Below are 18,912 nucleotides of genomic sequence, written 5' to 3'. Positions count from 1 at the left end.
AGTGTTGGCGGGAATGCCCCGCGGTGGTAGACGGCCCTGTATGAACCCGCAGCGCAGAGCCCCCGTACGACCCACCCGCAGAGCCGTCTTACTCGCGGCGGCGCTCCTCGCGGCCGCCGCCCCGCCCGCCCACGCAGCCTCCACAGCAGCGGCCGACCCCTACGACACCCTCCGCCGCCGCTGGCTCGACCTCGCCCTCGGCACCGGCTACGACCCGGCGGCCGAGCCCTACGCCTCCCGCCTCGCCGAGACCGGCGACCTCGCCCGCGCCTTCCGCGCCGCCATGGCCCCGACCCCCACCTCCCTCTGGCCGGGCGCCCCCTTCGACCCTCCGACGGGCATCACCCAGAGCTACGGCCGCCTGTGGACCATGACCCAGGCCCACGTCCAGCAGGGCACCGGCTCGACCGGCGACGAGGACCTCCTCGCGGACGTCCTGCGCGGCCTCGACCATCTCTCCGCCACCGTCTACAACCCCGCCACCACCCGCTACGGCAACTGGTGGGAATGGCAGATCGGCAGCCCCCGGCTCCTCATGGACATCACGGCCGCTCTGTACGACCACCTCGGCCCGGACCGCATCACAGCGGCCTGCGCCGCCGTGGACCACTTCATCCCCGACACGATGCTCACCGACTACTCCGGCACCTCCACCGGCGCCAACCGCGTCGACCTGTGCCGCTCGGTCGCCCTGCGCGGCATCCTCGGCAGGGGCCCCGACCGGATCGCCCTGGCCCGCGACGCCCTCTCGCCGGTCTTCCCGTACGTCACGAAGGGCGACGGCCTCTACGCCGACGGGTCCTTCGTCCAGCACACCTGGGTCGCCTACTCCGGCACCTACGGCCAGGTCATGCTGGACGGCCTCGGCCGCCTCCTCACCCTCCTCGCCGGCTCCGACTGGGAGGTGACCGACGCGAACCGGCAGACCGTCCTCGACAGCGTCGAGCGCGCCTACGCCCCGCTGATCCACGACGGGCTGGTGATGGACAGCGTCAACGGCCGGGCCATCAGCCGGGGTCTCCTCAAGAGCGACGACCGGCATGTCCTGCGCTCCGACCACTTCCACGGCCACGGCATCATCGCCGCCGTCGCCCTGCTGGCGGGCGGGGCGGGCGCGGCGCAGCGGGAGCGCTGGTACGGCCTGCTGAAGGGCTGGATCCAACGGGACACCGTCACGCCGGTGCTGACCTCCCGCCAGTTCGGGGTCGCCGACCTCGCCCGGCTGCACACCGTGGCCGGCTCACCGGTCCCGGCCGCCCCCGAACCCGTCGGCCACCACCTCTTCGCCGCCATGGACCGGGCCGTCCACCGCCGCCCCGGTTTCGTCGCGAACATCGCCATGGCGAGCGACCGCATCGCCGCCTACGAGTGCGGCAACGGCGAGAACCCCCGCGGATGGCACACGGGTGCCGGAATGCTCTCCTGGTGGGCCGAGGGCCGCAGCGACCAGTACACGGACTGGTACTGGCCCACCGTCGACTGGTACCGCCTCCCCGGCACGACCGTCTCCACCCGCCGCCTCCCCGACCGGGCCGGCGGTGAATGGGGCGAGCCCAAGCCGGACGTCCGCTGGGTCGGCGGTACCACCGACGGCGAGTACGCGGCGGTCGGCCAGCATCTGAAGGGGCTCCAGTCCACGCTCCAGGCCCGCAAGTCGTGGTTCTGCCTCGCGGACGCGGTGATCTGCCTCGGCGCCGGGATCACCTGCACGGACGGGGTCCCGGTCGAGACGGTCGTCGACAACCGCAACCTGGGGGAGGGCGGGACGCAGTCCTTCGTACGCGGGCGGGGCTGGGCGCACCTGGAGGGACACGGGGGCTGGCTCCTCCCGGACGGGGTGCACGACCTGCGCGAGGACCGCACCGGCGCCTGGTCCGACATCAACACCACCAGCTCGAACGAACGGCGCACCCGGCGCTGGCAGACCCTCTGGCTCGACCACGGCACCGACCCCGTGGACGCCACCTACGCCTACGTCCTGCTGCCCGGAGCCTCCCGCCGTGCCGTCGCCGCCCGGGCCGCCGACCGCCACTGGCTGTCGGTCCTCGCCAACGACGGCGCGTGCTAGGCGGTCCGCGTCGACCGGCTCGGCCTGACGGCGGCGAACTTCTGGCGGGCCGGCACGGCGGGCCCGCTCACCGCGTCGGCGGGGGCGAGCGTGCTGGTCCGCCGCACGGGCCGTACCGCTACGCTCTGCGTGGCCGAACCACCCCGAACGGGTGAACCCCTGGAGATCATCTGGAACCGGCCGGTGCGCTCGGTGATCCGGGCCGACGACACGGTCGACGTGCTCGCCACGGGCCGTCTGCTGCGGCTGCGCGTCACTCCGGGGGAGGTATGCGCCACCCATGTGTGTGAGGTGGCTCTCACGCCTTGACTTTGTGTGACCTCTACAAGCGACAGGCCCCTTGAGCAGTCAGAAGGCCTGCATGCCTCCAGGGTTCTGTTCAGTGGCACCAGGAAAACGGGCCGGAGACTGTACGGAGTCGACGGCTCGCTTTCCGCGCGGGTCTTCGTAAGGTCGCTACATGACCGTTTTGGATGAGGCGCCGAGTGAGTCGACGGGCGAGCCGACGGACGCGCGCGGACGGGTGGCCGAGCTGCACGAGATCCGTGCGGCGGCCCTGGCCGGCCCCAGCGAGAAGGCGACCGAGGCGCAGCACGCCAAGGGCAAGCTGACCGCACGGGAGCGCATCGAGCTGCTCCTCGACCCGGGTTCCTTCCAGGAGGTCGAGCAGCTGCGCCGGCACCGGGCGACCGGGTTCGGCCTGGAGGCCAAGAAGCCGTACACCGACGGTGTCATCACCGGCTGGGGCACGGTGGAGGGCCGTACGGTCTTCGTCTACGCCCACGACTTCCGCATCTTCGGCGGCGCGCTGGGCGAGGCCCACGCCACCAAGATCCACAAGATCATGGACATGGCCATCGCGGCCGGTGCCCCGCTGGTCTCCCTGAACGACGGCGCGGGCGCCCGCATCCAGGAGGGCGTCAGTGCCCTCGCGGGCTACGGCGGCATCTTCCAGCGCAACACCAAGGCCTCGGGTGTCATCCCGCAGATCTCGGTGATGCTGGGCCCGTGCGCGGGCGGCGCGGCCTACAGCCCGGCCCTGACCGACTTCGTGTTCATGGTCCGCGAGACCTCGCAGATGTTCATCACCGGACCGGACGTCGTCAAGGCGGTCACCGGCGAGGAGATCACCCAGAACGGCCTCGGCGGCGCGGACGTGCACGCCGAGACCTCCGGGGTCTGCCACTTCGCCTACGACGACGAGGAGACGTGCCTCGCCGAGGTGCGCTACCTGCTGTCGATGCTCCCGCAGAACAACCGGGAGAACCCGCCGCGCGTGGAGTCCTCGGACGCGGCCGACCGGCGCGGTGACGTCCTGCTGGACCTGGTGCCGGCCGACGGCAACCGGCCCTACGACATGGCCAAGGTCATCGAGGAGATCGTCGACGACGGCGACTACCTCGAGGTCCACGAGCGCTGGGCCCGCAACATCATCTGCGCGCTGGCCCGCCTGGACGGCCAGGTCGTCGGCATCGTCGCCAACCAGCCCTCCAGCCTCGCCGGTGTCCTGGACATCGAGGCGTCGGAGAAGGCCGCGCGCTTCGTCCAGATGTGCGACGCCTTCAACATCCCGATCGTCACCTTCCTGGACGTCCCCGGCTTCCTCCCGGGCGTCGACCAGGAGCACGGCGGCATCATCCGACACGGCGCCAAGCTCCTGTACGCCTACTGCAACGCCACCGTGCCGCGGATCTCCCTGATCCTGCGCAAGGCCTACGGCGGCGCCTACATCGTCATGGACAGCCAGTCCATCGGCGCCGACCTCACCTACGCCTGGCCCACCAACGAGATCGCCGTGATGGGCGCCGAAGGTGCCGCGAACGTCATCTTCCGCCGCCAGATCGCCGAGGCCGAGGACCCCGAGGCCATGCGGGCCCGCATGGTCAAGGAGTACAAGTCCGAGCTCATGCACCCCTACTACGCGGCCGAGCGCGGCCTGGTCGACGACGTCATCGACCCCGCGGAAACCCGCGAGGTCCTGATCAAGTCCCTCGCCATGCTCCAGTCCAAGCACGCCGACCTGCCCTCCCGCAAGCACGGCAACCCACCGCAGTAACCCGGCGGACCCTCCGCGTCACCCTCGCGGAAACCTCTCTCACGGAGACTGTGACCTATGAACACCCCTGACATCCGCGTCGAGAAGGGCCACGCCGAGCCCGAGGAAGTCGCCGCCATCACGGCGATCCTCCTGGCCCGCGCCGCAGCCCAGCCCTCCGAGCCCCCGGCCCACCACGGCCGCCCCAAGGCCCGCTGGCGCCGCCTGGAGCGCGAGGGCGGCTTCAGGGCTCCCCACAGCTGGCACTGAGCCCGCAGCCGGCACTGAGCCCCGCAGCGCACACACGGCCCCGCTCTCCTTCGGGAGGGCGGGGCCGTACGCCGTTCAATGGCGTTTCACCCGGACGCCGGGTACCGGAGAGGTCGGCGGGCGCACGCTCGGGTCGATCGTCACGGTCAGCCGTGTCCGGTACGGGTCGCGGGCCAGGGTCGGCAGTCCGAGCGCGTGCTCGTCCGCCGTGCGGCACGCGCGCAGTTGCAGCCGGCGCAGCCGGTCCAGCGCACCGATCGGCCCCAGGTCGCGGGGCAGCCGGCAGTTGAACAGATTCAGCACGCTCAGCCGGGGCGGCGCGCTCTCCAGCGTGGGCAGCCACGCGCTGAGATCGAAGTGGTACAGCGTCAGGTGTGTCAGCCGGGTCAGACGCGAGAGCCCGGACAGGCCTCGTGGGGTGCCGCTGCCCTGGAGCGCCAGGGACGTCCAGTCCGTGCGCTCCAGCAGCGGCCCCAGGTCGGTGTCCTCGTCCAGCCTGCCGAGCCCCAGACTCACCAGGCCGGGCGGCATCGGGAGCGTCTCCAGCGGCGGCACCGAGGCCCAGTCCTGGAGCTGGAGGTTGTGCAGCGAGGTCAGGCCGCGCAACGGGCCGACGTCCAGCAGCGGAAGATGCTCGCCGCCGCCGACGACGAGATTGCGCAGGGTCGGTCGGCGGGCGAGCGGCGAGAGGTCGTTGTCCCCGCGCAGTTGCGGCACCCACAGCCAGTCCAGCTCTCCCAGGGCCGAGGTGGCGGCGAGTCCGTCAGTGAACTCGTAGCCGATCCACACCCGCCGCGCCTCCTTCAGTCGCTGCGCCGCGGGCCACTGGGCGGGATGCGTCACCTGGAGGAGAAGCTCCTCCAGGGGGAGCCGGGGCAGTACCCGCTCCGCGTACTCGTCGGGGTCGAAGTACTCCCACGCGTCGACGAGTTCCTTCTGTACGTCCTCGCTCGCGCCCTCCGCGTACCCGGCCAGCAGCTCCAGCGCTCCCTCGCCGCCGACCAGGGCCGCGGTCCGCACGGTGGTGCGCGCCGCACGCTCCGACAGGCGCTCCAGTGTCCGGGGCAGCCGACGCACGAGCGCGGGCCCCACCGAGGCCAGCGACCCGGCCTCCGAGCTTCGCCGGGGCGGCACCAGGGCGTCCAGCGCCTCGTCCAGCCTCCGTGCCAGGTCGTCCGGCACCGTGCTCATCGTCTCCAGACAGGCCGCCGCCAGCAGCCGCAGACGCCGTGTGTGCCGCGGCTCGGTGTCGGCCCGGTCCAGGATGCCCGCCACGAGCTCCCGGCGTTGTCGCAGATTCGCATGCCCCGCCGCCATGACGATCGTCTCGCGCCAGAGGTCGAGGTGGGCCCGCTCGACGAGGTTGCCCATGTTGTCCTCGTCGGCCGCGTCCTGCGCGGCGAGGTACTCCTGGAAGGTGCGGTGGACGAAGTCGACCCGGCCCTCGACGGGGGAGCGCAGCACCCCCGACCTGGCCACCAGGTGGTCCAGGACGGCGGTCCTGTCGACACCGTCCAGGTGCCGCATCGACGTCATCCGGGAGGCCACGAAACGGCGGGCCTGGTCGGTCGGGATCTCCGTGCGGTTGTTGTCGGACAGCCGCCAGGCCAGGTCGCGCAGCACACACAACTTGTCCGGCAGGGTGAGCGGACCGGCCTCCGCGCTGGGCACCCGCCGGTCCGCGTCCCGGTGCTGGACCAGTGTCTCCAGGGCGATCTTGTACAGCTCCATGCGGTTGCGCGGCAGTTGTCGGCCCTTGCTCAGATGCAGGGCGCAGATCAGCGCGGCCAGCAGGGGATTGGTCGCCAGCGACTGCAGATGCGGTCTGTCCTGGAGGCTGGTCAGCAGGGAGCGTTCGTAGTGCGGAAGTTCTTCCACGGAGCAGGGAAGTTCGTCCCCCTGCTCGCGCACCGCCGCATGCCACTGGCGGACGAACGCGGTGAGGTCCGCCGGGGTCATCCGCTCCAGCTGGTAGACCGTGAAGCCCTCCGTGCGCAGCCAGTCCACCCGAGCCGCCGCCGGCCGGGAGGTGACGACCACGCGCACGTCCGGGTACGCGTGCAGCAGCCGGCGCAGCCACTCGCGGACCGCGCTCCGCTCCACGGCCAGCAGTTCGTCCACTCCGTCGACGAGAAGCAGCACCCGCCCGTCCCGCAGCATCCGGTCCGTCCACCCCTTGGGCATGTGGCCGGTGAGCGGGCCCGCGACGCCGTCCAGCAGTGCCTCGGGCAGCGGCAGCCCCCGTCCGGCGTACCGGCGCAGTTTCACCAGGACAGGGACGAGCCGGTTCCACTCCCCGAGCGGTCCCCGGAAGGCGCTGCGGGCCGCCATGACCGCGAGCCACTGCATCAGGGTGGTCTTGCCGGACCCGGCCTCGCCCCGCAGCAGGACCCGGGACGCGCCCCCGAGCGCCTTCTCCACCCGCATTCCGGTGCCCTCGGCCTCCTCCCAGGCACGCAGTCCTCGGCGCAGCGGAGGCCGCCCGCCGGCGGTCCTGCGACGCCGTCCGTCGTCCGACGTGGCCCGCATGCTCACGTAAGCCACCGAGAGCTTCGCCCGGGTCACCTGCTCCGAGGCGAGCCGGAACAGCTCCACCTCGTCCAGTGAGCGGCTCACCAGTTCCAGGTACTCGCGAAGGAACGCGGTGTCCTCGTCCGTGCCCTCGGGCGCGTACAGCGACCGGGTCGGTAATCGCTCCAGGACCCTGGCGAGCTCCACCCCGAGCGAGGTCGTACGGCCGAGCAGTTCGGTCAAGGCGCGCTCGGAGAACACGGGCAGCCGGCGCAGGATGCGTACATAGCAGTCGCAGCACTCGGCGAACAGCAGGTCGTAGTAGCGCTCGCCGGCCTCGCCCAGCCCGACGGGCCGCGGTGCGTCGCGCCGGATGCGGCGCGCCAGCTCGGCCGCGTCGGCGTCCGACGCGAGCACCGACTCGTCCGACAGGTCTGCGTGCCGGAAGGTGTCCATGACACCGTGCGCGGCGGCCAGCCGTTCGTTCTCGGCCAGGCCCTGGAACTCGTGCGCCAGCAACGGCTCCATGCGGGCCGCCACCGCGTCCGCGATCTCCTCGAACTGTCGCTCCACACTGCGCTGGGAACGCAGCCCGGGGATCCGGAGCCGGACGAGCTCCGACATCCCCGTCAGCCGTTCCTGCTCGCTTCTGCGCCCGCCCAGCCACAGCCGAACCGCACTCGTCGCGACCGTCTGTCCGAGCCGCAGCGCGGCCACCTCGACGCTCATGCGCGCCCCCGTCGTCCCCCGGTTCCTGAAGGATTTCAGTGTGGCAGCGGGGTACGACAAAAGGGCCCTCTCCGCAGGGAAAGGGCCCCTTCGGTGAGGTCGGTCTGCTAGCGCAGCCGAGCCATCAACGCATGCTCCACGAGAGTGATCAGCGCGGACTTCGCATCCGCCCGATGCCGCGCGTCCGTCGTGATGATCGGGGTGTCCGGGCCGATCTGGAGCGCCTCCCGGACCTCGTCCGGGTTGTACGGCTGCTGGCCGTCGAAGCCGTTCAGGGCGATCACAAAGGGAAGCCCCGAGTTCTCGAAGTAGTCGACAGCGGGGAAGCAGTCGGCAAGGCGCCTCGTGTCGACGAGGACGATGGCGCCGATGGCGCCGCGGACCAGGTCGTCCCACATGAACCAGAAGCGGTCCTGGCCCGGCGTACCGAAGAGGTACAGGATCAGGTCCTGGTCGAGGGTGATGCGGCCGAAGTCCATGGCGACCGTGGTGGTCGTCTTGTCCCCGGTGTGGGTGAGGTCGTCGATGCCGGCCGACGCGGACGTCATCACGGCCTCTGTGCGCAGCGGGTTGATCTCCGAGACGGCGCCGACGAACGTGGTCTTGCCCACGCCGAAGCCGCCAGCCACCACGATCTTCGCGGACGTGGTGGAGCGGGAAGGCCCTCCGCTAGAGCTTGCGAAGTCCACTGAGCACCCTTTCGAGCAGTGTCACGTCTGGCTGGCCGCCGGCGTTCTCGTCGCCGCCGGGCTGATGGATGGCGACCAGGCCCGCCTCCGCCAAGTCGGCGACGAGGATCCTGGCCACGCCGAGAGGGATCGTCAGGAGCGCGGAGATTTCCGCCACCGACTTGATTTCCCGGCAGAGGTTGCAGATCCGCTGATGCTCGGGCAACTGGCCCTGCATCTGGTGCGGCTGCGCGGTGGTGTGCACCAGCGCCTCGATGGCGAGCTGGTAGCGCGGGCGAGTCCGGCCGCCGGTCATGGCGTACGGACGCACCAAGGGGTTGTTCGACGCCCCAGCGGGCGCCGGCTCAGAGCGTCGCTGCGGCTGCACGGGCTGGATGCGCGGGGCCGGCGGCTGGTCGTACGGCGAAGGACCGGGACCCTGCGGGCCCTGGGGCGCGTACGGCTGCTGCCGATGGCTGGGTGCGGAGGGGAAGTTGTAACGGTTCGGGTTCTGGCCGTCGTTCGGACCCTGGCCGGGTCCGTAGGACCAATTGCCAGATGAACCGCCTGGGGGTGTTGCCACTTTCTCTCCTCCTCCGACTGCGCCGGGCACCCATCAAACTGTGGAGCCGCGTCCCGAAACCTTACGGCCCCGGGACGCCAAAACGCACCGTCTGTCTGTCAGTTGAGCAGGCTGCCCTGGAGCTCCGCACGCAGATCGGGCGTCAGGACCGTTCCGGCACGGTCCACCAGAAGAGCCATCTCGTACCCGATGAGGCCGATGTCCGCCTCCGGATGTGCGAGAACCGCGAGCGACGAACCGTCGGAGATGGACATGATGAACAGGAATCCCCGCTCCATCTCCACAACGGTCTGGTTCACGCTGCCGCCCTCGAAAATGCGCGAGGCACCGGCGGTCAGCGAGGTCAGACCGGAGGCGACGGCCGCAAGCTGGTCGGCTCGGTCGCGCGGAAAGCCTTCGGACATCGCCAGAAGGAGTCCGTCGGCGGAGACCACCACCGTGTGGGACACCCCCGGGGTGTTGTCCACGAAGTTGGTGATCAACCAGTTCAGGTTCTGCGCCGCCTGGCTCATCGGGCTCACACTAACGCTCCTGGTTGTAGGTGCTGTCAGAACCGAAGCCCTGACCGTTCGTTTCACTGCCTGCGTTGCGGCCCCGCTGGACCCCGCGGCGCAGGTTGCTCAGCCTGCCCCGGACGTCCTCGGGGGCGCGGGAGACCGATGGGCCCCCCTGCGGGGTGGATTCGGCGGCTCCCTCGACCAGGTTGGCCTTGGGTACCCGCCGCGGCAGACCGGAGGAGGTGACCCCGCCCGCCTTGGGCTTCCGGAGCTGGGAGGCCTGCTGCCACCGCGCGTCGTTGGCCGAGCGCCAGCTGTCGCCGCCGCCGTTGCTCTCCGGCGCGGAGGCCGGCGACTCCTGGTTCGCGTGCCGCGTACCGTTCGAGCCGTTCGCGCTGCTCCCGGTGGAGCCACGGCGGGGGAGCCCGGCGTCGGTCAGCTCGTGACCCTTGGTGGCGGGGGCCGGCCCCGGACGGTCGAAGCCTACGCGGTCGCGCTCACTCACGTCAGCGGCCTGCACAGATTCCGTTTCCGGAGCGTACTGGTCCGCGTAACCGCCCCGGTAACCGTCCGGCTGCGGCCAGTCATCCTGGTAGCGGCGCTCCTCGAAGCCCGAGAAGGTCTCCGGGGCGGCCGCGTGCACCGCCGCGGGCTCCCCCTGGACCGGCTCCGCATACCCCGGCTCGGGGTAGCCGCCGTTGGTGGAGAACAGGTCGTTCTGGGGCAGGCCGCCGTTCTGCGCGAAGTACGGCTCGTCGTACGCCGGGCGCTTCGGCTCCTCGTACGACGTCTGCCGCTGCTCCTCGTACGGCGCCTGCTGAGCCTCCTCGTACGACGTCTGCTGGTCGTATCCGGCGGGCTGCTGCTCCGGGAAGCCGTTCCTGCTGCTGTCGTAGCCGTTCTGCTGGGCGCTCTGAGGACCGTCGAAGGCCTCGGTGTACGACGGGTCCGGGCCCTGCAGGGCCGGCGGCTGGTCCTGGTTCTGGGCCTCCAGGGCCGCGCGGCGCTCCTCACGCATCAGGGAGCGGCCGACCGGGTCCAGTTCGCGGATGTCGTCCGGGACCTCGGAGTAGCGGCTGTCGTCGAAGCCCAGCTCCGCGGCCGTACGCATGGGCAGACCGTTGTTGAAGTCCTCGCCCTGGTACTGCTGCTCCGGCATGATCTGCGAGACGGTGAACTCGTCGTTGGCCGGCTGGTGCTCGCCGCCACCGCCGTGGGTGATCGCGTCGGGCAGCATGACCAGCGAGGTGGTGCCGGCCTGCTCGCCCGAGGGGCGCAGCTGGACCCGGATGCCGTGCCGGTCGGACAGCCGGCCGACCACGAACAGACCCATGCGCTGCGAGATCGCGGCGTCCACGGTCGGCGGGTTGGCCAGCTTGTGGTTGATGTCCGCGAAGTCCTCGGCGGTCAGGCCGATGCCCTTGTCGTGGATCTCGATCATGATGCGGCCGTCGGGGAGACGGGTCGCGGTGACGCGGACCTTGGTCTGCGGCGAGGAGAACGTGGTGGCGTTCTCCAGGAGCTCGGCGAGCAGGTGCACGAGGTCGGTGACCGCGCGGCCGTGGATCTCGGCCTCCGGGACGCCGGACAGCTCGATGCGCTCGTACTGCTCCACCTCGGAGGAGGCGGCACGGAGCACGTCGACCAGCGGGACCGGCTGGTCCCAGCGGCGGCCGGGCTCCTCGCCGGCGAGAACGAGGAGGTTCTCGCCGTTGCGGCGCATACGGGTCGCGAGGTGGTCCAGGCGGAAGAGGTTCTCCAGCTGGTCCGGGTCGGCCTCGTTGTTCTCCAGGTCGGTGATCAGGGTCAGCTGGCCCTCGATCAGCGACTGGTTGCGCCGGGACAGGTTGGTGAAGATCGCGTTGATGTTGCCCCGCAGCAGGGCCTGCTCGGAGGCGAGCCGGACCGCCTCGCGGTGGACCTGGTCGAAGGCGCGGGCGACCTCGCCGATCTCGTCCTTGGTGTTGATCGGGATCGGCGCGACCCGGGTGTCGACCCGGCCGGGGTCGGTGCGCGAGAGCTGGTCGACCAGCATCGGCAGGCGCTGCTCGGCGATGCCGAAGGCGGCGTTGCGCAGCTGGCGCATCGAGCGGGACATCTGCCGGGCCACGGCACCGGCCAGGATGAACGCCAGGAGCAGGGCGACCACGACGGCGGCACCCACGATGAAGGCGTCCCGCTTGGCGTCGTCGGCGATGCTCGCGGCCTCGTTCACCGCGGTGTCGGCCAGATCGGTCTCGATCTGACGGTAGGCGTTGTACTTGAGGGTGTTGACCGCCCACCAGTTCTCGGCGGTGATGCCGTCCTTGGCGAGCGACTCACGGGCGCTCTGGTCCATCGACGGCAGCTGGGCGAGGCTGGAGACCATCTCCGTCGGGTTGGACGGCGGCGGCACGTAGTTCGGGTTCTTGGCGGCGGCCTCCTTGGCCAGCGCCACGCCCTCCGTCTGGATCTGCTTCTTCGCCGTCTCCAGCTTCGCCGCGTCGGCCTCGGTGCCACCGCCGACGTACTCCTCGACGGCGATGCCCTCCAGGTACGCGTACGAGGACAGGGCGACCTTCTGGCTGGCGAAGCTGCTCAGCCCCGGGCCCGGCTTGATCAGCAGGTGCATGCCGATGGAGCGCTGGAGCGACAGGGCCGCCTTGGTGAGCTCGATGGCGTAGACCGTACGGCCGTAGCTGGTGATGTTTCCGGTGCCCAGACCGAGCTCGTTGGCGAACTCGGTCAGCGGGTGCGCGACCTGGGTGTAGCCCTCCTCGGTCTTCACCCCGGTGAGCTTGGAGGAGGTGTAGGCGCCGGCGCGCAGCGTCTGGAGGCTGCCCTCGCCGTCCCGGAACAGCTTGAGGCGGCGCTCGAGGCCCGCCTTCTGCGGCATGTTCTGGGCGGCGGCGTCGAAGTCGTCCGCGGCCTCGTCGGTCTTCTTGCGGGCGGCGACGACCGTGGCGTTGTCCTGCCCCTGGCCGCTCAGCAGCGGGGCGGCGGTGCTGTCGCGCTCGTTGTAGAGGGCGTCGGCGTAGCTGAGGGCGGCCCGCACCAGACGCGCGGTGTTCTCCGCGTCCTCGGCCTCCCGCCAGGTGTCGATCGAGCTCTTGACCTGGAAGCCGCCCATGACGAGGCCGACGATCACGGGTATGAGCAGGATCGCGTTCAGCCGGGTCGGCACCCGCCAGTTGCGCGGGGAGAAACGACCACCGCTCGACGGCGGCGCGGCCGTCGGTTCCGGACCGGACACAGGGGCGGGCGCCGCTCCGCGCGGCGGCGGGGTGAAGTTGCCCCGGGCCGACGGCTCGGGACCGTTCTTGCTTCGCCTCACTCGACCAACAACCTCTCGGAGGGGTCGGCACCTACGTTGTGCCGCAGTCTCTCAGAGCCCAGTGCGTCATCGACTAGTGAGTACGTCTTTGACTATTGGGCAGTTCAGGCATTCCAGCACGACGGCCTGCGCACCTCCAAACATTGGTACGCGGGGATTCCGAGTGATGTAAGCCCCAGATAAAACGGTCATAAAGAGCGAGCCCCGTCAAAAGACGGGGCTGTTGTGAGCGCAGCGAGACCGGTTGGCAACCACGCGTGGCCGTACCACCCGATTCCTCTGCCGAAACGTTATGAACACCGGGGCCGACCGTGTCCAAGGCCACAGCCGGCTCCGGTACATCTACGACAACTGCCGTATGACGCTGTTGATTTGGGAGCTGCTCGACACGCCTTGAGGGCGTTACCGCAGACGTGCCATCAGGGCGTGCTCGACCAGCGTGATCAGGGCACTCTTGGCGTCCGACCGGTGCCGGGCGTCCGTCGTGATGATCGGTGCGTCCGGCCCGATCTGCAGGGCCTCGCGCACCTCCTCGGGAGCGTACGGCTGGTGCCCGTCGAAGCCGTTGAGGGCCACGACGAACGGCAGACCGCTGTTCTCGAAGTAGTCGACCGCCGGGAAGCAGTCGGCCAGCCGCCGGGTGTCGACCAGGACCACCGCGCCGATGGCGCCGCGGACCAGGTCGTCCCACATGAACCAGAAGCGGTCCTGGCCCGGCGTACCGAAGAGGTACAGGATCAGGTCCTGGTCGAGCGTGATGCGGCCGAAGTCCATGGCGACCGTGGTGGTCGTCTTGTCCCCGGTGTGGGTGAGGTCGTCGATGCCCGCGCTCGCGGACGTCATCACGGCCTCGGTACGCAGCGGGTTGATCTCGGAGACCGCTCCCACGAACGTGGTCTTGCCCACGCCGAAGCCACCCGCCACCACGATCTTCGCGGAGGTGGTGGCCCGTCCCGCGTCAGAGCTTGCGAAGTCCACTGAGCACCCTTTCGAGCAGCGTCACATCGGGCGCGCCGCCGTTGTTCTCGTCGCCGCCCGGCTGGTGGATGGCCACCAGGCCGGCCTCGGCGAGGTCCGCGACGAGGATCCGAGCCACACCGAGCGGCATGGCGAGCAGCGCCGAGACCTCGGCGACCGACTTCACCTCACGGCACAGGTGGCAGATGCGCTGGTGCTCGGGGAGGAGCCCCATCAGCGCCGCCGGGTCGGCCGTGGTGCTGATCAGGGCCTCGATGGCGAGCTGGTAGCGCGGCCGGGTCCGGCCACCGGTCATCGCGTACGGACGTACCAGCGGCTGGTCGCCCTCATCCTCGTACGGCTCCGCGTACGGATCATGAGAGGCGGTGGGCGGGGTCATGAATCCTCCGGGCGGGACAGCAAGTCGGTAGGGCAAGCCGTCTGGTGAGGCCGGTGGGGGGATTGTGGCGGCCGGACGGTGGTTTGGTGAGACGGGTGGATCCGGGGCGGGTCAGTGGAGCAGACTGCCTTGCAGCTCGGCTCGCAGATCGGGCGTGAGCACGGCGCCCGCGCGGTCGACCAGCAGTGCCATCTCGTATCCGACAAGGCCGATGTCGCATTCGGGGTGGGCGAGGACCGCGAGCGAGGAACCGTCCGAGACGGACATGAGGAAGAGGAACCCCCGCTCCATCTCCACCACGGTCTGGGCCACGCTGCCGCCCTCGAAGATCCGTGAGGCACCCGCGGTCAGCGAGGTGAGTCCGGACGCGACGGCCGCCAGCTGGTCGGCACGGTCGCGCGGGAAACCCTCGGACATCGCCAGCAGAAGGCCGTCGGCGGACACGACGACGGTGTGGGACACCCCGGGGGTGTTGTCCACGAAGTTGGTGATCAACCAGTTGAGGTTCTGTGCCGCCTGGCTCATCGGGCTCAACTAACGCTCCTGCTGGTGAGTGGGGTTCGGGAAACTGCCCGTCTGGCCGTTGTTGCCGCCGACCTGACGTCCTTGCGCGATACCCCGACGGAGATTGGTCAGCCGACCGCGTACGTCGTCAGGCGCACGCGAGACCTGCGGACCGGTTTGGTGCTGTTGCTGCTGTGCGGTACCCGGGACGAGGTTCGCCCTGGGCACCCGGCGCGGCAGACCGGAGGTGGTGACACCGCCCGCGGCCGGCTGCCGGACGCGCTCCGCCTGCCGGACGAGGTCGTCGTTCGGAGAGGAACGCCAGGCCGCGGAGGCCGTGGGCCGCTGCGGAGCCGCAGCGGAACTCTGGGGTGCCGGAGCCTGCTGCGGCGGCCGCGGGGCCGAGGATCCGTTGCCGCCCGCCTGCTGTCCCTGGCCCTGACCGCCGTGGAACCAGTTGGTCTCCAGCGTGTCGTACAACGGCGTACGGCCGTCACCGGGGCCCGAGGCCGGGGGCAGCGCCTCCGGCTCCTGGCGGACCGGCCGCTGCTGCGGACGCGGCGGCATGGGCGGCCGCGGGGCGCCGAAGTCGGAGCCGTTGGTCCCCGGCCGCTCGAACTGGCCGGTGTGCGCGGGGTCCTGGCGGCCGGGCAGGGAGTGCTGCCCGGTGGAGCCGCCGTCGAAGCCCGGCACGGCGAACTGACCCGTCGAACCGCTGTCGTACGCCCCCGGACCCGGGTACTGCCCGGTGCCGCCGTTCTGGCCGGACGGGGTACCGAAGACGTCCGAGCGGACGAACTGACCCGTGTTCTGCTGGGAGTTCGTGTCCGGACGGGGGAACTCGCCCGTGTCCTGGGGGCTGTTCGAGCCGGGGCGCGGGAACTGTCCCGCGTTCTGCGGGGCGTTCGCACCCGGCCGCGGGAAGTCGTTCTGCGGAACGTTCGCACCGGGCCGCGGGAACTGTCCGGTGTTCTGCGGGGCGTCGAAGTCCGGGCGGGGGAACTCAGAGGTGGCGGCAGGGCTCTGGTGCTCCTCGATCCGCGGCATGCGGGAGGTGGCCGCCGGGTCCTGCTCGTCATGGCCGCGCGGGACGTCGAGGGAGGCCCGCGGCACCGGCGGCTGCGCGTTCTCGTCGCTCCAGCTGGGCGTGCGGGGCTGGTTGCCGCCCGGCAGCTCGGCCCGCGGACCACCGCGGCCCGGGAGCTGCGGCCGACGGCGCCGGCCCTGCTCGGGAGCCTGGCCGCCCTTCGGGGCCTGCGCCTGCGGGGGAACGGGGTTCCGGGAGCCGAAGGCGTCCTGGCCGGCGCCGAACGAGTTCTGGCCGCCGAAGGAGTCCTGGCCGCCGAAGGCGTCCTGAGCGCTGAAGGCGTCCTGGCCCGGCCCACCGGTGCCCGCGGCCTGGAGGCCCTGCGGGGCACCCGGCGCCTGGCCACCGAACCCGGCGCCCGCCGGAGCGGGCCGGCCCTGTGCGGGCGCACCCGGGCCCTGCGGTCCGCGCGAGCCGCCCGGCGCACCGGGACGACCGCCCTGACCACTGCCGGGCAGCGCGGCCCGCGGTCCCTGACCGGAGTTGAGCCGCCCACCCGAGGGGGCACCGGCACCGAGGGCGCCACCGCCCGCGCCACCGGGCGCACCGCCGAGGGCGCCACCGCCCTGGCCGTTGCCGCCACGGCGGGCCGCGGCCACACCGGCGGTGGCCTGCGCGGCCGACGGCGCGGCGGGAGCACCCTGACCGGGCTTGGGCTGGGGCTTCTTGCCGCCCTGAGCGACATCGACGGGCAGCATGACCAGCGCGGTCGTACCACCGGAGTCGGACGGGCGCAGCTGGATGCGGATGCCGTGGCGCTGCGACAGACGGCCGACCACGAAGAGGCCCATGCGTCGGGAGACCGAGACGTCCACGGTGGGCGGCGAGGCGAGCCGCTCGTTGATCGCCGCGAGGTCCTCGGGGGAGAGGCCGATACCGGTGTCGTGGATCTCGATCAGCACGCGGCCGTCGGGCAGCGCGTGACCGGTGACCTTGACCTTGGTCTGCGGCGAGGAGAACGAGGTCGCGTTCTCCAGCAGCTCGGCGAGCAGGTGCACGAGGTCGTTGACCACGCGGCCGGCCACTTCGGTGGTCGGCACGGCGGCCAGCTCGATGCGCTCGTACTGCTCCACCTCGGACGCGGCGGCACGGAGCACGTCGACCAGCGGGACCGGACGGGTCCATCGGCGGCCGGGCTCTTCACCGGCGAGAACCAGAAGGTTTTCACCGTTCCGGCGCATACGGGTCGCGAGGTGGTCGAGCTTGAACAGCGAGGACAGCTGGTCCGGGTCGGCCTCGCGGGACTCCAGTTCGGAGATGAGCGAGAGCTGACGCTGGATGAGGCCCTGGGAGCGGCGCGACAGGTTGGTGAACATCGCGTTGACGTTGCCCCGCAGAAGGGCCTGCTCGGCGGCGAGGCGGACCGCCTCGCGGTGCACGTCGTCGAAGGCCGCGGCCACGCGGCCGATCTCGTCCCGGGAGTGCACACCGACCGACTCGACGGAGGTGTCGACGTCCTGCGGGTCCGACTCGGAGAGCTGCTTGACCAGCTCGGGCAGCCGGTCCTGGGCGACCTTGGTGGCGGTCTCCTGGAGCCGGCGCAGCGAGCGGATCATGGACCGGGCGACGACGAAGGCGCCGACCAGGGAGACACCCAGCACGATCAGGATCAGCGCACCGGCGATGATCGCGTCGCGCTCGGTGGCGCTGCGCAGCTCGCGGGCCTTCTGCTCCATGTCCTCGAGCAGCGTGTGCTCGATGTTGCCCATCTGCTGGATCTTGGTCGAGCTGTCGTCGACCCAGTCCTTGTACGAGCGCCGGTCCAGGTCGGCCAGGCCCTCGGGGCGGCCGAAGGCACGGCTGGCGTACTGGTCGGACGCCTCGATGGTGGAGTTGCCGTCCTCGATGGGCTTGAGGAGTTCCTCGGCGTCGTCGTCGCCGTAGATGCTCCGGAAGCTGCTGAGTTCGGACTCCTCGCTGTCGAGGGCGCCCTGGGCGTACAGCCGGTCGTTCTCGGTGAGGTTGCCGAGGGAGGTGTTGTTGGCCGGCAGGGCCGCGGCGAGGACCGCGCGCTGGATCGACGCGTACTCCTTGGCGGAGGAGAAGGCCGCCAGGGCACGCGTGCGCTGGATCATGTCCGGGTTGCTGGTGGCCTCGGCCATGTCCTGGGAGAGGTCCAGCAGGTGGGTGATCAGGCGGTGGTAGGACTCCACCGTCTGGGTGGCGTTGCCCTTGGTGTCGTAGGCGTCGCTGCGGATCTTGTTCAGCGTGTCCAGGTCGCGGACCAGGCCCACGAGGCTGTCACGGACGCCCTGGAGGTTGCCGTCCTTGCTGGAGGTGTCGATGTCCTCGGCGGCGTTGATGAAGTTGGTCGCGGCCCGGTCGGTCTTGTCCCGGTAGCCCTTGACCGTGATGTTGCTCGCCGTGGAGTCGTGCGCCAGCGGCCCGGCCGACTGGTCGCGCTCCTCCTGGAGGGCGGCGGCCAGCTCGGTGGCCTGCTTGGTCATCTCCGTCAGCAGCTTCATGTTGTCGAGCTGCTGGATGTCGTCCATGGAGTCGTTGATGCGCAGCGCGCCCAGCGAGGTGGCCGCCACCACGGGGAGCGCGAGCAGCGACACCAGGCGGGTGGAGATACGCCAGTTGCGCAGTGCTATTCGCGATCCAGGGCCGCTCGGGCCCTTCGGGGGCTTCACCGGCGGTGTGGCCGGTGCCGCCGGGCCCGAGGACGCCGACGAGCCGAGGCGGCCGGGTCCGGACGCGCCGTCGGCGGACGGTGCCGGGCCCGGGTTCTGGGCGTGCTGGGGGGAGGAACTGCCGACATTGGGGCCAGTCCCGCCGTGCCGCTCCGGCTCGGCCGAAGCGCTGCCATCCCTCTTGAAACGTCCCTGCACTAGCGTCGCAACCTCTGGACCAGGCGCTCCTCCGCAGGACGGCGGAGCACGGTGTCGGCGTTGTGGGGAGCGCCCTGAATGCGCGCCCCGGGTGGTCGTGAGTGACCGGCGCTGGCTCCCCCTTACTCACCGCCGCTCGGCGCTTCTCTGCGCCCCCTGTGCGCCGGTTCGATCCCGCGGCGGTCCGTGGAATTCCAGCACAGTGCCGGATCTCCAACAAGGTCCGAGGGGCAGACCGTGACCTACGTGACACCAAGTGAGGGCCGTGTCACCGGCCGTGGAAAGCGTTCTGGTGGAAAACGGACATGACCCCGCGAGTCACCTCGCCGTCAAGGGTGTCCCAGTCGCCATGATCAGGAGCGGAATGATGGCTTCAGGGAGTCAATGTCCGTTTCGTTGGGGTGGGCTGAGGCTCGGAATTGTCCGAATTGCCCACACGTCAGTGAGCAAACTCACATG

General features: G+C 70.9%; 11 protein-coding genes and 1 pseudogene. 3 read left to right on the top strand and 9 right to left on the bottom strand.

What is annotated here, in order from left to right; translation table 11 throughout:
• The first annotated feature begins 40 nt into the window (after positions 1 to 40).
• The 3 genes and pseudogenes from OHN19_RS12480 (at position 41) to OHN19_RS12470 (ending at position 4,373) form a co-directional block, all read left to right on the top strand.
• Positions 41 to 2,377, top strand: a pseudogene (locus OHN19_RS12480) (polysaccharide lyase 8 family protein).
• A 151-nt stretch (positions 2,378 to 2,528) separates the two neighbouring features.
• Positions 2,529 to 4,124, top strand: coding sequence for an acyl-CoA carboxylase subunit beta (locus OHN19_RS12475; protein ID WP_330264258.1), 1,596 nt, complete (start codon positions 2,529 to 2,531; stop codon positions 4,122 to 4,124).
• A 57-nt stretch (positions 4,125 to 4,181) separates the two neighbouring features.
• Complete coding sequence (locus tag OHN19_RS12470; protein WP_330264257.1) at positions 4,182 to 4,373, top strand: acyl-CoA carboxylase subunit epsilon; 192 nt, start codon at positions 4,182 to 4,184, stop codon at positions 4,371 to 4,373.
• Positions 4,374 to 4,448: 75 nt separating this feature from the next.
• Here OHN19_RS12470 and OHN19_RS12465 read toward each other — a convergent pair whose 3' ends face one another.
• The 9 genes from OHN19_RS12465 to OHN19_RS12425 form a co-directional block, all read right to left on the bottom strand.
• Positions 4,449 to 7,613, bottom strand: coding sequence for an NACHT domain-containing protein (locus OHN19_RS12465; protein WP_330264256.1), 3,165 nt, complete (start codon positions 7,611 to 7,613; stop codon positions 4,449 to 4,451).
• Positions 7,614 to 7,720: 107 nt separating this feature from the next.
• A complete protein-coding gene (locus OHN19_RS12460; protein WP_009314218.1) occupies positions 7,721 to 8,302 on the bottom strand; it encodes a GTP-binding protein in 582 nt (193 codons plus the stop codon).
• On the bottom strand, positions 8,283 to 8,864 hold the full coding sequence (locus OHN19_RS12455) for a DUF742 domain-containing protein (protein ID WP_330264255.1): 582 nt from the start codon (positions 8,862 to 8,864) through the stop codon (positions 8,283 to 8,285). Before OHN19_RS12455 ends, OHN19_RS12460 begins: the two co-directional genes overlap by 20 nt.
• Before the next feature lie 98 nt (positions 8,865 to 8,962).
• A complete protein-coding gene (locus OHN19_RS12450) occupies positions 8,963 to 9,376 on the bottom strand; it encodes a roadblock/LC7 domain-containing protein (protein ID WP_004983065.1) in 414 nt (137 codons plus the stop codon).
• A gap of 10 nt (positions 9,377 to 9,386) precedes the next feature.
• Positions 9,387 to 12,674 carry a nitrate- and nitrite sensing domain-containing protein gene (locus OHN19_RS12445; protein ID WP_330264254.1) on the bottom strand — a complete coding sequence of 1,096 codons (3,288 nt, stop codon included), beginning with the start codon at positions 12,672 to 12,674 and terminating at the stop codon, positions 9,387 to 9,389.
• A 402-nt stretch (positions 12,675 to 13,076) separates the two neighbouring features.
• Positions 13,077 to 13,652, bottom strand: a complete 576-nt coding sequence (locus OHN19_RS12440) for a GTP-binding protein (RefSeq protein WP_007384912.1) — start codon at positions 13,650 to 13,652, stop codon at positions 13,077 to 13,079.
• Positions 13,633 to 14,031: a DUF742 domain-containing protein gene (locus OHN19_RS12435; RefSeq protein WP_003973454.1), complete on the bottom strand. Its 399-nt coding sequence runs from the start codon at positions 14,029 to 14,031 to the stop codon at positions 13,633 to 13,635. Before OHN19_RS12435 ends, OHN19_RS12440 begins: the two co-directional genes overlap by 20 nt.
• Positions 14,032 to 14,142: 111 nt before the next feature.
• Positions 14,143 to 14,556: a roadblock/LC7 domain-containing protein gene (locus OHN19_RS12430; protein ID WP_003993189.1), complete on the bottom strand. Its 414-nt coding sequence runs from the start codon at positions 14,554 to 14,556 to the stop codon at positions 14,143 to 14,145.
• Positions 14,557 to 14,565: 9 nt separating this feature from the next.
• Positions 14,566 to 18,453, bottom strand: coding sequence for a nitrate- and nitrite sensing domain-containing protein (locus OHN19_RS12425; RefSeq protein ID WP_330264253.1), 3,888 nt, complete (start codon positions 18,451 to 18,453; stop codon positions 14,566 to 14,568).
• Positions 18,454 to 18,912 lie beyond the last annotated feature (459 nt).

Origin of the sequence: Streptomyces griseorubiginosus (assembly GCF_036345115.1) — a bacterium.
Classification (GTDB): domain Bacteria; phylum Actinomycetota; class Actinomycetes; order Streptomycetales; family Streptomycetaceae; genus Streptomyces; species Streptomyces griseorubiginosus_C.
This window is presented reverse-complemented; position numbering and strand designations above follow the sequence as displayed.